Raw genomic sequence first — 13,244 nt, forward strand, 5'->3', positions numbered from 1 at the left:
CAATAGGTGTTGAATGTGAAATCGCTATCGCAGGCAAGCCAGCTCCCACAGGGGAATGCATTCCAACTGTGGGCGCTGGCTTGCCTGCGATGAGGCCCTAAAGGTCGCCCATGACCCGCCCTGCAAACCCAAATACCCGCCTTGCACCACTCAACTCCACCAACTCCACCTCCCGACGCTGCCCCGGCTCAAACCGCACCGCCGTGCCCGCCGGAATATTAAGGCGCATGCCACGGCTGGCCGCTCGGTCGAATTCCAGCGCGTCATTGGTCTCGAAAAAATGGTAATGCGAGCCCACCTGAATCGGCCGGTCGCCGCTGTTGGCTACGCCGAGGGTGAGGGTGCGGCGGCCGACATTCAGTTCGATCTCGCCAGGCTGGATCTGATATTCACCAGGAATCATGCAGGTTGCCCCAGGGTCTTGAAGTAGATGGCGGTCGGGCTGTAGCGCCCGTCCGGGCTTTGGCAATAGTCGGGCAGCTCACCGATCTTGGTGTAGCGCAGCGACTGGTAAAAGGCTTCGGCGCCGGAGCCGGCCTCGGTGTCCAGGTACAACAGGCCACGCTTGTGCTGGCGCGCGGCGAGTTCCAGGGTATTCATCAATTGCTGGCCCAGGCCATGGCGACGGGCGCTGCTGTGCACCAGCAACTTCTGCACCTCGGCGCGGTTCAGGCCGTTGGCTTTCTGGCACAGCGCCAATTGCACGCTGGCGATCACCTGCTCGTCGCGCACCACCACCCACAGCAGCAGGCTGCTGTCCTCGACACCGGCTTGCACGCTGCTCAGGTAGTCCCGGGCCTGGGCCTCATCGAAGTCGGCCATGAAGCCCACCGAAGCGCCATGCTGCACCGCGTCCAGCAAGAGCTCGATCAAGCCCCGGCGGTAATGGGCAAAGCTTTCCGCATTGACTCGACGCAGTTGTGCAGCGCTCATCGATGTCACTCCTTGGGCGGTTGTGCGCCCGGGTTCAAGGTCAGTTGCATAAAGGTCAGGTCGAGCCAGCGGCCAAACTTGATACCCACCTGGGGCATTTGCCCGGTGGTGATAAAACCCAGGCGTTCGTGCAGGCGGATCGAGGCCAGGTTGCCGCTTTCGATGGCCGCGACCATCACATGTTTGCCACAGGTGCGGGCGCGCTCGATCAACGCCGCCATCAGCCCTGGACCGAGGCCTTTGCCGCGCTGGTCGTTGCGCACATATACCGAGTGCTCGACGCTGTAGCGAAAGCCTTCGAAGGGGCGCCAGTCGCCGAACGAGGCGTAGCCGGTGACCTCGTCATTTTCCACGGCTACCAGGATCGGATAGCCCTGGGCCTGGCGCGCACTGAACCAGGCCTGGCGGTTAGCCAAGTCCACCGGTTGCTCGTTCCAGATCGCCGTGGTGTTCAACACCGCATCGTTGTAGATGGCGCGAATCGCCGGCAGGTCGTGTTCGGTTGCATCACGAATCATGGCCGCGCCTCAGGCAATGGGCTGGTGGACGGTGACCAGCTTGGTGCCGTCGGGGAATGTAGCTTCCACCTGGATATCCGGGATCATTTCCGGGATGCCTTCCATCACTTGTTCGCGGCTGAGCAGGGTGGTGCCGTAGTGCATCAGGTCGGCCACGGTGCGGCCATCGCGGGCGCCTTCCATCAGGGCGGCGGAGATATAGGCGATGGTCTCCGGGTAGTTGAGCTTCACCCCGCGCGCCAGGCGCCGCTCGGCGACCAGGCCTGCGGTGAAGATCAGCAGTTTGTCTTTTTCCCGTGGGGTCAGGTCCATGGTTCAGGGTCCTTCATAAAATTCATTCCTAAATGCAAAGAAGATCCCATGTGAAGCTGATTTATGTGGGAGCTGGCTTGCCTGCGATACAGGCGACTCGGTGTATCTGATGTACCGAGGTGATGCCATCGCAGGCAAGCTAGCTCCCACAGGGGGCAGGTTCCACAGTTTGATCTTCATGTGCTCCAGATTCGTGGTGATACGGCTTCGCGTCCAAGCATGGCGGGGCGCAATAGCCGCCATAAATCAATCAACCACCCCCGCGCCAGCAGCGCTTCACTGGCCAAACAACGCGCCACCAGTAAGCCAGGCAATTGGGTCAAATCCCCGCGCACCGCGTGGGGCAGTGAGCGGCATTGCTCAAGCAGTTCAGGGTCGATCTCGCCGGTCACCAGCAACGTGGCAAACACCGGCTGCCCATCCAGCCCGATAGGCGAATCCAACAACCCATCGGCGCCCACAATGCGCTGGCGCTCGTGCCAGAGCAACTGGCCGTCGCGGCGAATGTCCAGGTGCGATTGAAAGTGGCCCAGGTCGAACCGTTCGCCACTGGCCGGGCGGCCCAGGGCGACCACATCCCAGTAGAACAACCGCGCATCGCCCAGCAGCTCGATTCGCGTGGTGAGTTCGGCCTGGGCGGCGCTGAACACGATGGTTTCCTGGGGCAGCCATTCCAGGGTCGCGCCGGCTTCCACGGTCAGTTCCAGTTGTTGAAACGCCGGGCCGCTGGCGCGGTACCACTTGGCGGCGCCGGGGCTGGTCAGTTGGGCCCAGGCACCCGTGCCGACATGGGCGCTGATGTCCAGGCGATCGCCACCGGCAATCCCGCCGGGTGGGTGCACGATGATGTGCTGGCACACCTCGGGGCCTTCGGCGTACAGGTGCTTTTGCACCCGTAGCGGGCCCAGGTGGCGGCGCAGCACCGGGCGCGTGGTGGTGTCGACACGCGCGTAGCCTAGTTCCAGCGCGGCGTGCCAGCTGGGCGTGAACAGGGCAGGGGTAACGGGCAGGTTCATGGCGTGTGCTTATCGTTAGGAGGCTACAGATTAGATGGTTACCAGCCCACGCACACCCTCGCTTTCCATATTTTCACCACGGCCCTGCTGCACGATTTCGCCACGGGACATCACCAGGTACTGGTCAGCCAGTTCAGCGGCAAAGTCATAGAACTGCTCCACCAACAGGATCGCCATATCGCCTCGCTCCGCGAGCTTCTTGATCACCGCGCCGATTTCCTTGATCACCGACGGCTGGATGCCTTCGGTGGGCTCATCGAGGATCAACAAGCGCGGGCGGCTGGCCAGGGCGCGGCCAATCGCCAACTGTTGCTGCTGCCCGCCGGACAAGTCACCGCCGCGCCGATGCTTCATTTGCAGCAACACCGGGAACAGATCGTAGATGAAGGCCGGCACTTCCTTGGCTTCGGAACCGGGGAAGCGCGACAGGCCCATCAGCAGGTTTTCTTCCACGGTCAGCCGCCCGAATATCTCCCGGCCCTGGGGCACGTAGGCGATGCCGGCATGCACACGCTGGTGCGGCTTGAAGCCGGTGATGGCCTTGCCTTCCCAGTTCACTGCACCTTCCTTGGCCGGCAACAGGCCCATCAGGCACTTGAGCAGGGTGGTCTTGCCCACGCCGTTACGCCCGAGCAGGCAGGTGACTTCGCCGATCTTCACGTCGAAGGACAGCCCGCGCAGAATATGGCTACCGCCGTAATACTGGTGCAGCTTGGCGACTTGCAGCATTCTCAAAACCTCCTCAATGTGATCGTTCCCACGCTCTGCGTGGGAATGCATACCGTGACGCTCTGCGTCACCGTTGCGCAGCGGGACGCGGAGCGTCCAGCGTGGCATTCCCACGCGGAGCGTGGGAACGATCAGCCGTTCGTGTCAGCGTTAGCGGCCGAGGTAAACCTCGATCACCCGCTCGTTTTCCTGCACCTGTTCCAGCGACCCTTCGGCCAGCACGCTGCCCTGGTGCAACACGGTCACGTGGTCGGCAATCGAGCCGACAAACCCCATGTCGTGTTCCACCACCATCAACGAGTGCTTGCCGGCCAGGCGCTTGAACAGTTCGGCGGTGAACTCGGTCTCGGCGTCGGTCATGCCTGCCACCGGTTCATCGAGCAGCAACAGTTGCGGGTCTTGCATCAGCAGCATGCCGATTTCCAGGAACTGCTTCTGGCCGTGGGACAGCAAACCGGCGGGGCGATGCACGGAGGCGGTGAGGCGGATGGTGTCGAGCACTTCCTCGATGCGGTCTGTCTGTTCGCCACTCAGGCGCGCCCGCAGGCTGGCCCACACCGACTTGTCGGTCTTCTGCGCCAGCTCCAGGTTTTCGAACACGCTCAAGGCTTCGAACACCGTGGGCTTCTGGAACTTGCGCCCGACGCCGGCCTGGGCGATCTGCACTTCGCTCATGCGGGTCAGGTCCAGGGTTTCGCCAAACCAGGCCTTGCCGTGGCTGGGCCGGGTCTTGCCGGTGATCACGTCCATCAGCGTGGTCTTGCCCGCGCCGTTGGGGCCGATGATGCAGCGCAATTCGCCGACGCCGATGTACAGGTTCAGGTCGTTGAGGGCCTTGAAACCGTCGAAGCTGACGCTGATATCTTCCAGGGTCAGAATGGTGCCGTGGCGGGTGTTGAGCCCTTTGCCCGCGACCTGGCCGATGCCAATCGCATCGCGGCCGCTGCCTGCGTCGAAAATAGGTTCAAGCATGACGTTCCTCATTTCTTCAGCAGGCCGATAACGCCCTTGGGCAGGTACAGGGTGACGATGATGAACAGCGCCCCCAGGAAGAACAGCCAGTACTCGGGGAAGGCCACGGTGAACCAGCTCTTCATGCCATTGACCACACCGGCGCCGAGCAGCGGCCCGATCAAGGTGCCCCGCCCGCCCAGCGCTACCCACACGGCGGCTTCGATGGAGTTGGTCGGTGACATTTCGCTGGGGTTGATGATGCCCACCTGCGGCACATACAGCGCGCCGGCAAGGCCGCACAACACCGCGCTCAATACCCACACGAACAGCTTGAAACCGCGTGGGTCGTAACCGCAGAACATCAGGCGGTTCTCGGCATCGCGCAGGGCGGTGAGCACACGCCCGAACTTGCTCTTCGCCAGGCGCCAGCCGATGTAGAGGCTGGCCACCAGCAACAGCACCGTGGCGATAAACAACACCGCCCGCGTGCCCGGTTCAGTGATGCCAAAACCTAAGATGCTGCGGAAGTTGGTAAAGCCGTTGTTGCCGCCGAACCCGGTCTCGTTGCGAAAGAACAACAGCATCCCGGCGAATGTCAGGGCCTGGGTCATGATCGAGAAATACACACCCTTGATCCGCGAGCGGAAGGCGAAGAAACCGAACACCAAGGCCAGCACACCGGGGGCCAGTACCACCAGGCACAACGCCCACAGGAAATGGTCGGTGCCGGCCCAGTACCAGGGCAATTCGGTCCAGGACAAGAAGGTCATGAACGCCGGCAACTCATCCCCGGACGCCTGGCGCATCAAGTACATGCCCATGGCGTAGCCGCCCAGGGCGAAGAACAAACCGTGGCCCAGGGACAACATCCCGGCGTAACCCCACACCAGGTCCAGCGCCAGGGCGACGATGGCGTAGCAGAGAATCTTGCCCACCAGGGTCAAGGTGTAGGCCGACACATGCAGCGGGTTGTCCGCAGACAATAGCGAACACAGGGGCAACGCCAGCAGCAGGAGCAGGATGACGGCACCTACCGCCATCGTGACTTTGGGGCCGGCCTTTTGCGTGGCCGTAAGCATTAATGGCTGGTTCATCAGTCGATCACCCGTCCTTTCAGTGCGAAGAGTCCTTGCGGGCGTTTCTGGATAAACAGAATGATCAGCGCGAGGATCAGGATTTTGCCGAGCACGGCGCCGATCTGGGGTTCGAGGATCTTGTTGGCGATCCCCAGGCCAAAGGCGGCCATGACACTGCCGGCCAGCTGGCCCACGCCGCCGAGCACCACCACCAGGAACGAGTCGATGATGTAGCTCTGGCCCAGGTCCGGGCCGACGTTGCCGATCTGGCTCAGCGCCACGCCGCCAAGGCCCGCGATGCCGGAACCGAGGCCAAAGGCGAGCATGTCCACGCGCCCGGTGGGCACGCCGCAGCAGGCCGCCATGTTGCGGTTCTGGGTGACGGCGCGCACGTTCAGGCCCAGGCGCGTCTTGTTCAGCAGCAGCCAGGTGAGCACCACCACGAACAGCGCGAAGGCAATGATGACGATGCGGTTGTACGGCAGCACCAGGTTGGGCAGCACCTGGATGCCGCCGGACAGCCAGGCCGGGTTAGACACTTCGACGTTCTGCGCGCCGAACACCAGGCGCACCAGCTGGATCAGCATCAGGCTGATGCCCCAGGTGGCGAGCAGGGTTTCCAGTGGGCGGCCATACAAGTGACGGATGACTGTGCGTTCCAGGGCCATGCCGATGGCCGCAGTGACAAAGAACGCCACCGGCAACGCGATCAATGGGTAGAACTCGATGGCCTGGGGCACATAGCGCTGCATCATCAACTGCACCACATAGGTGGAGTAGGCGCCGAGCATCAGCATCTCGCCGTGGGCCATGTTGATCACGCCGAGCAGGCCGAAGGTGATCGCCAGGCCCAGGGCCGCCAGCAGCAGAATCGAGCCCAGGGACATGCCGCTGAACGCCTGGCCGAGGATTTCACCCATCATCAGTTTGCGTTTGACCTGGGCCAGGCTGGTTTCAGCGGCGGTGTGCACGGCGGCATCGGCTTCCACGCCTGGCGCCAGCAACGCTTCAAGGCGCGTGCGGGCCAGCGGGTCGCCGGTGCTGCCGAGCAAGCGCACGGCCGCCAGGCGCACCACCGGGTCGGGATCGACCAGTTGCAGGTTGGCCAGGGCCAGGCTGAGGGCGCTGTGCACCTGTTCATCCGTCTCGGCGGCGACCTGCTGGTCGAGGAATTTCAGTTGTGCAGGCACCGCGCTTTTTTGCAGGGTGCGCGCTGCGTCCAGGCGCACCTTGGGGTCGGCGGCGAGCAGTTGCAGGCTGGCTTGCACGTTATTGATCAAGCCGCGCAGGCGGTTGTTCAGACGCACGGTCTTGGTTTCGCCGTTGAGCGTGAGTTGGCCTTGCTCAAGGGCATCGACCAACTCGATACGCGCAGGGTCGGGGTTGGCGGCCCAGTCCTGCAGGAGTTTGGCTTGCTGCACCGGGTTGGCGGCAAGGAAGTCTTCGGCGTCGCTGGCGTGTGCGCCCAAGGGCAGCAACAGCAGCAGGGCGAGGATGAGGCGGTGGAGGGCAGTGGGCATATAAAAATGTCCTGGTCATGCGGGGACAGTGTGGGAGCAGGCTGTGTGGGAGCCAGCTCCCACAGTGACCATGTCCCACATTCGAGCTGTGGGGGCGTTAGTTGCTCTTCACGGCATAGTCCGGTTTTTTGTCATTGCCCGGAATGTAAGGGCTCCACGGCTGTGCACGAATCGGCGCTTCGGTCTGCCACACCACCGAGAACTGCCCGTCGGCCTGGATCTCACCGATCATCACCGGCTTGTGCAGGTGGTGGTTGGTCTTGTCCATGGTCAGGGTGAAGCCCGACGGCGCGGCGAAGGTCTGGCCGCCCAGGGCTTCACGCACTTTGTCGACATCGGTGGACTTGGCTTTTTCCGCCGCCTGCGCCCACATATGGATGCCCACATAGGTGGCTTCCATTGGGTCGTTGGTCACGGCTTTGTCGGCGCCCGGCAGGTTGTGTTTCTTGGCATAGGCTTTCCAGTCGGCCACGAACTTCTGGTTCACCGGGTTCTCCACCGACTGGAAGTAGTTCCAGGCCGCGAGGTTGCCCACCAACGGCTTGGTGTCGATGCCACGCAGTTCTTCTTCACCCACCGAGAACGCCACCACCGGTACCTCAGTGGCTTTCAGGCCCTGGTTGGCCAGTTCTTTGTAGAAGGGCACATTGGAGTCGCCATTGACGGTGGAGACCACAGCCGTCTTGCCACCGGCGGAGAACTTCTTGATGTTGGCGACGATGGTCTGGTAATCGGCGTGGCCGAACGGGGTGTACACCTCTTCGATGTCTTTATCCGCCACGCCTTTGGAATGCAGGAACGAGCGCAGGATCTTGTTGGTGGTGCGCGGGTACACGTAGTCGGTGCCGAGCAGGAAGAAGCGCTTGGCGCTGCCGCCTTCTTCGCTCATCAGGTATTCCACCGCCGGGATCGCCTGCTGGTTCGGCGCCGCACCGGTATAGAACACGTTCGGCGACATCTCTTCGCCTTCGTACTGCACCGGGTAGAACAGCAAGCCGTTGAGTTCTTCAAACACCGGCAATACCGATTTACGCGACACCGAGGTCCAGCAGCCGAACACCACGGCCACCTTGTCCTGGGTCAGCAGCTGCCGGCCTTTCTCGGCGAACAGCGGCCAGTTGGACGCCGGGTCCACCACCACCGGTTCGAGCATCTTGCCGTTCACCCCGCCTTTGGCGTTGATCTCGTCGATGGTCATCAGCGCCATGTCTTTGAGCGAGGTTTCGGAGATCGCCATGGTCCCGGACAACGAGTGCAGGATGCCGACCTTGATGGTCTCGGCGGCCTGGACGGTCCAGGTCAAACCCATGGCAGCAATGGATGCCGACAAAGTGAAAGCCTTGATCAAGCTGCGACGCTTCATGGTGCGATCTCCGTAAAACAATAGTTGTTATGGGGCAGATACACAGCGCTTTGCAAAGGCTGTGCCTGCGACCTGCCGCAACGGTTTTAACGGGGATTCAGGGCCAGGCAGCGGCGGTTATGCACCAGCCTGGCGCTGCAAGAGAGGACGCAGGCGTGACGCGCCTCAAAAAAGGGCGCCGGAGCAATATGCAGCGCAAGCTTGGCGCGCGGGTATCCCACGATGGTCACTTCTTTCGACTATCCAGGTGCTTTCATGGACGATTCTTCTGCGCGTGACAAACGCGCGGCACTGCCTCGCGGCCACGCCAAACTGGGGCAGCTCAGCCCCGCCTTTATCAGCACTGACGATGCCGCGCGTTATATTCACGAGCAAATCGGTAGCCAGCGTGAGGTGGAGTACGCCAGTGTCATTCTGCGGCGCCTGAGCGATAACCTGTACGTTGCCAGCGAACCGCGCGCGGGCAAGCCCACCACGTTCGACTGGAATCTGTTGCTGGACCGCGAACATACGGCCGGCGAGTTCGTGAACCCCGAGGGCTACCAGATTGTGGCGAGCCTGCACTCTCACCCCAGTTCTCTGGACTTTGTAAAACGTACTTACCTCAAGTGGACGCTGCAGCAGATGCAGGCGTTCATGAGTTTTTATTCCACGCCGGACATTTACTTCAATCACCAGGACCGTGCGCGTTTTACCCAGGCTTATCTCTCGGGGCCAGATGGCGCGCTGTTGCGCTACACACCCAGCAACTCCGCCGCCGAGACCGGGTTTGTGCACTGGCTGGACACCAATGGGCCATGGTCCTCGCCCCATGCCCATGACGGCACGCTGGAAGGCATCTACAAAAAGCTGGCTGCGGTGGGCCGGTTGACCTTTGTGCAATCCAGCGCTGCCTGGGGCAGTTCGACAGGGGATGTTCCCGCCGACTGGCAACCCTATCAGCCCTTCAGTGCGCCAGCGATGCCATTGCCCTGCGGGCCAGTGTTTATCAGCGCTGAGCAGGCGTTGTCGTATGCCTGGTCGCGCATTCAGCGCGCTCCCACCGCCCGGCAGCGGGTGCTGTTGCTCAAGCATGATCTGCAAGAGTTGTTTGTCGCGGCGCAGCCGGAACTCACCAGTACCGTCAGCGATCAGTTGCCCCTGTTGCCGACAGGGCTTCACCTGCTGGGTATCTACTTTCACTCCCGGCCCTTGCCCGGCCAATACCCTGACCTGGATACCTGGCTGTATAAGAACTTTGTCAGCCCGTTGGAGCTGGCCACGCATATCGCGCAATTTCGGCAGTATGCGCTGGGGGCCCAATCTACCCTGGGCGTGTCGTTGTACATCCGCATGCGCGACGAGGCGATCCTGCGCTATCGGTTTTCAGGCTCGGCGGCGGAGACTGCGTTGTTTACCCGCTCGAGCACGGGGGAAGTGGGTGACAACGGCACGCAGGCGGCCTTGCAAGCCGGTACGTTGTTGACCCGGGCGTTCGTCTTGCGGGTGGCGGCAGCGGGGGAATTGACCGTCGAGAAAACCAGTGCCCTGTGGGACCGTGCCGGCGTGGTCGACGCACAGTGGAAACCCTATTCCCTGGTGGCCCTGCCCAGCTTGAGCCGTGGCTTTCTCAGCGCCGATGATGCGGCCCGTCATGCCCACGAACGCATCGGCGCACGGCGTGATCGCGAGTATGGCGGGACGATCCTGCAACGCGCAGATGGTCGTTATGTGGCGACCGAGCCTGTGGCGACTGGGCCCTGGCCGTTCGCCTTTGCGGGGCTGTACCCGAAGGACCGGCAAGGCGCGCCGATCATTCTGCACGCCGGGTGCCGGTTGCAGGGGCTTTACGGCTCGCGCATCGCCCTGTCACTGGCCGACCCCGCCGAGGCGTTGACGCTCAAGTGGACGCGTCAGGATGCCGAGCTCAACGGGCAGATGTTCCGTGACCAGGACGTACACCCGATTTTGCAGGCCGGGGTAACCGCTTATCTGTCCGGCGCCGAGGACTGCCTGATCGCCTACCAGCCAGGGCACACGACAGCCGAGTGGGTGTTGCATTGGCAAGCCGAAGCCATCAGCGGTATCAGCCAGATAGCCAAGAACCTGGCCAATGGCACGATGAAACCCGCCGATGTGGTGCGCAAACTGGCCGAGGCCGGCACCTTGCGGGTGGTGATCGGCAATGCGTTGTGGGGGCCGAGTGGGTCCATCGAACTGGATTGGGGCCCGTACGTGCGCAGTATTGCCTGGCAGCGTCCCGAGCAGCCGAGCCATGGCGCGCTGTTTGAGAGCGCCGACGCGGCGGCCTTGGATGCGCTCGCTCGAGTACCTTACAACCCGGAGCAACACCGCTATTTTTTCTGTTTTATCCTTAAACACACGTCGCGCAATGACTACGTGGCCAGCGAGTGTGTGCCGATCACCCTGCAATCACCGATGCTGACGCTTGCCAGCCTGTACGCGAGTACCGGCCCTGATACTTATCAGCTGCCCGAGGGGTTTGAGTGTGAGGCGCTTTATTACACCAACCAATGGGCCGGCAATGGTGCCACGGCCTGGCTGGAGCGCTGCTTTATGTTGCCTGCGCACCTGGACATCGCCGTGTCCCAGGCACGCTTGATCACACGCGGGTCCGCTCTGGGCGCGGCGGTCTATATCGCGACACCCCAGGGGGCTTTGCTGTGCTATCGCTCGTCATCGCCCAAGTCCTTGTTTGACTCGCAAAGCGAGGGCGACAGCCTGGAGACGATCGAGGCCAAGTTGAAGGGCGGCACCCTTGAACCGCTGAAGTTTATTCGCAAGGTCGCCGAGGCGGGCGAGCTGCGTGTGGTGATGCAGAGTCCTTGTTGGGACCGCACTGGCGCGGTCAGCAGGTTATGGAACCCGTATGCGAACCTGTCACGCCGTCGCTTGAGCCCGGTCTTTGTGTCGATGGACGACGCTGCCCGCTACGTGCGACGGCGTGTTGCGGTGACGCAATTGCAGGCGTACGGCGGGCTTATCCTGCGTCGCGATGACGGCGGGTTCGTAGCCTCCGAGCCTTTGGTGATTGCCGATGAAGTCTTCGATCTCAAATGGATTTTCCCCGATGAGCTGGTGACGCGGGGGGACTACCCCATACGTACCACGGTGGTAGCCAGCTATCACTCGAGGCCCGCGTCCCAATGGCCGTTTTTGCTGACGGCGGCCGAAGCCTCTGTGTACAGCAATACGTTTTCCACCCGCTTGCTGGCTCATGCCTTGGCGGCTGGTGAGAAGCGCCTGTATCACTACCTGCTGGGGCCTGACGGTTCGCTGACCTGCCTATGGCCCGAGCCGCGGGGCAAGTACCCGCAAATTACCGAGCAACAACTGGTCACCCACCCCAAAAGCCGTCATGACTGGCTGACCGCGCCACTGGAACGCCAGATACGGGCAGGGGAACTGGCGCCGTCGGAGTACGTCAACCGTATTGCCCGCAGTTTTACCCTGAGTGTGGTGCAGGGCAGTGCGATGTGGGGGGAGCCGGGCGTCGTGTCCGGGTGGAGCGCTTTTGCGACGCCCGCCAAAAGTGACGGCCAGTATGCCCAGGCGCGCCATGAGCCCGCGTACAGCCCGATGTTCATCCAGGCCGACGATGCCGTGCGGCATGTCCACGGGCAGATGGCGCAGCGCTCGCAATTGATGTTCGGGTACGTCCTCAAGTCGATGGATAACGGTGGCTACGTGGCGACGTTGCCGGTGAGTGACGGCGGTTCGAAGCTGGCTCGCCGCCGGGTGTTCAGCAGTGCGGGCTATCCGTATCGCTACGGCTTGGCGGGCATGTATATCTGTGTGCCCGAACAGGCAGATTTTTACCCAGCGGGAGGTGTGCGCACGGGAGATGATGTCTACCGAGGGTTGTTCTCGCCCACCGAACTGCTCGGTGCGTTTCATCAGGTGCAAGCCACGACAGCTCGTTCGGTGCTGCCGATGTATTTTTCTTGTGCTGACGGCGCCTTGCTCAAGTTTGTCGCGCGCGATACGCGGGGTATCTCATACAGCGATGCGGTCAATCTGCGCCTGCGCTTGTTGAGCCCGACAGACTATATCCAACGTGTCGCGGCGGCGGGGGATCTGCGGGTGTTGCAGTCCAGTGCAAGCTGGCTGGGGGCGGGGGTAGTCGGGGCCCACTGGCAGCCGGGCCGCTCGCGTGCGGTCATTCCTGCGGGTGAGCGCCAGCTGGGATTGGGACCGTTGCACGCTCATCGCGATGATGCCGCGTGGTTCTCCCAGGCGTATGTCGGCGGCTACACGGACCAGCAGTACCTGAGTGCTCTGTTGACGGACCCTATGGGCAGCAGCCATCTTCCCGTATTGCCAATGCTGGACGACGGTTTTCCTTCCTCGCACGCTGAAGGTTTGTTTGATAGCCGCGGGTTGCCGGGCAAATACCGGATCACGGCAGCCCATCTGCTGTTCCACGCAGGCCTTGATCAGCCGGCGGATGTGGCGCAGAACGCTTTTCGTACTCACTTCGTGTCGTGGCGCGAGTTGGCGTATTACGTTCACGAGTTGAAGCGAAAGGGCTTGCCGATCGTCACGTTCTATCTGTCTGCACGGGATGGCGCACTACTCGCCTATGCCCCGCACTGGAGCACTGAGGAATACAACCTGCTTGCCACGCCCGACAAATGGTCGGCCCAGACAGGCTATACCGCGCAGGCTCCGACGCCTTCGCACTTCATCTCCGCACTCGCGCGAATCGGCCAGCTTCGCGTGGTGCGCAGCGGGGATTTCTGGACCGTGCGTGGGGTCCTGGGGGCTCAGTTGAAACTGTCGATCAGTCGTCCCCCCAAGGATGAATTGTGAACACCACTGCC

The 13,244-nt window shown here is 62.3% G+C and carries 11 protein-coding genes; 1 reads left to right on the forward strand and 10 read right to left on the reverse strand.

All coding sequences use genetic code 11. The features are described 5' to 3' along the window. Positions 1-97 precede the first annotated feature (97 nt). The 10 genes from TX24_RS32260 to urtA all read right to left on the reverse strand — a co-directional run bounded on the left by TX24_RS32260 (position 98) and on the right by urtA (position 8,421). The gene (locus TX24_RS32260; RefSeq protein WP_034134776.1) at positions 98-403 is read right to left on the reverse strand and encodes an urease subunit beta; all 306 of its coding nucleotides are present in this window, start codon (positions 401-403) and stop codon (positions 98-100) included. Further along, positions 400-933, reverse strand: a complete 534-nt coding sequence (locus tag TX24_RS02315) for a GNAT family N-acetyltransferase (protein WP_003188137.1) — start codon at positions 931-933, stop codon at positions 400-402. The genes TX24_RS32260 and TX24_RS02315 overlap by 4 nt, the downstream gene beginning before the upstream one ends. A 5-nt stretch (positions 934-938) precedes the next feature. After that, entirely contained in the window at positions 939-1,451 is a 513-nt protein-coding gene (locus TX24_RS02320) for a GNAT family N-acetyltransferase (protein ID WP_003188138.1), read from the reverse strand. Positions 1,452-1,460: 9 nt separating this feature from the next. Then, complete coding sequence (gene ureA, locus TX24_RS02325) at positions 1,461-1,763, reverse strand: urease subunit gamma (RefSeq protein ID WP_003171437.1); 303 nt, start codon at positions 1,761-1,763, stop codon at positions 1,461-1,463. 176 nt (positions 1,764-1,939) lie between these two features. Then, positions 1,940-2,779: an urease accessory protein UreD gene (locus TX24_RS02330; protein WP_034134778.1), complete on the reverse strand. Its 840-nt coding sequence runs from the start codon at positions 2,777-2,779 to the stop codon at positions 1,940-1,942. A 30-nt stretch (positions 2,780-2,809) separates the two neighbouring features. After that, positions 2,810-3,508 carry an urea ABC transporter ATP-binding subunit UrtE gene (gene urtE, locus TX24_RS02335; protein WP_057709623.1) on the reverse strand — a complete coding sequence of 233 codons (699 nt, stop codon included), beginning with the start codon at positions 3,506-3,508 and terminating at the stop codon, positions 2,810-2,812. Between the two features lie 150 nt (positions 3,509-3,658). Further along, entirely contained in the window at positions 3,659-4,492 is an 834-nt protein-coding gene (gene urtD / locus TX24_RS02340; protein ID WP_167348415.1) for an urea ABC transporter ATP-binding protein UrtD, read from the reverse strand. Then, positions 4,489-5,502, reverse strand: coding sequence for an urea ABC transporter permease subunit UrtC (gene urtC, locus TX24_RS02345; RefSeq protein ID WP_373874274.1), 1,014 nt, complete (start codon positions 5,500-5,502; stop codon positions 4,489-4,491). Before urtC ends, urtD begins: the two co-directional genes overlap by 4 nt. A gap of 53 nt (positions 5,503-5,555) precedes the next feature. Next, positions 5,556-7,058 carry an urea ABC transporter permease subunit UrtB gene (gene urtB, locus TX24_RS02350; RefSeq protein WP_003188148.1) on the reverse strand — a complete coding sequence of 501 codons (1,503 nt, stop codon included), beginning with the start codon at positions 7,056-7,058 and terminating at the stop codon, positions 5,556-5,558. 97 nt (positions 7,059-7,155) lie between these two features. Beyond that, positions 7,156-8,421, reverse strand: coding sequence for an urea ABC transporter substrate-binding protein (gene urtA, locus TX24_RS02355; RefSeq protein WP_003188149.1), 1,266 nt, complete (start codon positions 8,419-8,421; stop codon positions 7,156-7,158). A gap of 255 nt (positions 8,422-8,676) precedes the next feature. Here urtA and TX24_RS02360 point away from each other — a divergent pair, with 255 nt between their 5' ends. Then, complete coding sequence (locus tag TX24_RS02360; RefSeq protein ID WP_057709625.1) at positions 8,677-13,233, forward strand: DUF4329 domain-containing protein; 4,557 nt, start codon at positions 8,677-8,679, stop codon at positions 13,231-13,233. Positions 13,234-13,244: the final 11 nt, after the last annotated feature.

Source organism: Pseudomonas lactis (assembly GCF_001439845.1).
Lineage (GTDB): Bacteria > Pseudomonadota > Gammaproteobacteria > Pseudomonadales > Pseudomonadaceae > Aquipseudomonas > Aquipseudomonas lactis.